Origin of the sequence: Vibrio sp. 1727 (assembly GCF_033344415.1) — a bacterium.
Taxonomy (GTDB): Bacteria; Pseudomonadota; Gammaproteobacteria; order Enterobacterales; family Vibrionaceae; genus Vibrio; species Vibrio alginolyticus.
The window spans coordinates 1-578 of sequence record NZ_JAWPOT010000495.1 but is presented as its reverse complement, the minus strand read 5'-3'; the positions used below and the strand labels follow the sequence as shown (position 1 = coordinate 578).

Sequence of the window (578 nt, the reverse complement as noted above, 5' to 3'; positions counted from 1 at the left end):
ACCAACTGCTCAGGGGAGAGCACTTCTCCCATAAACAATCTCGTCAATATGTCACCTAGCCTTAAAGCTAGCTTTTCACTCTTATCGCTCATGCTACTAGCGTACGGTTTCCCTTGGACAGGTTGAGGGCAAAACATTTTTAAATGTTTCAAACCGTCGCGCACTGAGATTTGGCATAGCTTTCATTGGATAAGGTAGGGCAATGACGATGACTATTTTCACACTCATTCTGCGGTCTTGGACACATCCTGTCCGGGAGCAGTGGGATACTACACAACGTAGATTCACTACAACGTCAATTAAAGGAAACAAGCAATGCAAGTGACATTCATTAAGCCACTTATGGCATCAGGTTACTCATGCCGCTCTTTAGGTTGTCCCGGCTGGGTCACCAAGGGTGGGTCATGCGATACGTGTGGCGCAATGGATTACAGCTAAGAAGGAGTATTCGTTATGGGCAACTGGACAGAAGACCAAGGTGACTATGATGATGGCACAGAAGATTCTGGCTTCAGTCAGGACTTCGACATGGAGCCGGGCGACGATGGTTGGCTCGGCGGTGACTTCATGGCTGATGA

At 47.9% G+C, this 578-nt stretch carries 1 protein-coding gene; it reads left to right on the top strand.

Features of this window, described 5'->3' with window-relative positions; genetic code table 11:
- Nucleotides 1–315: 315 nt before the first annotated feature.
- Nucleotides 316–438, top strand: a complete 123-nt coding sequence (locus R8O10_RS26560; protein ID WP_254901957.1) for a hypothetical protein — start codon at nucleotides 316–318, stop codon at nucleotides 436–438.
- The last annotated feature ends 140 nt before the right edge of the window (nucleotides 439–578 follow it).

Bases quoted from the DNA above. Each gene is read 5' to 3' on its own strand.
- R8O10_RS26560 (WP_254901957.1), top strand. From the start codon at position 316: ATGCAAGTGACATTCATTAAGCCACTTATGGCATCAGGTTACTCATGC.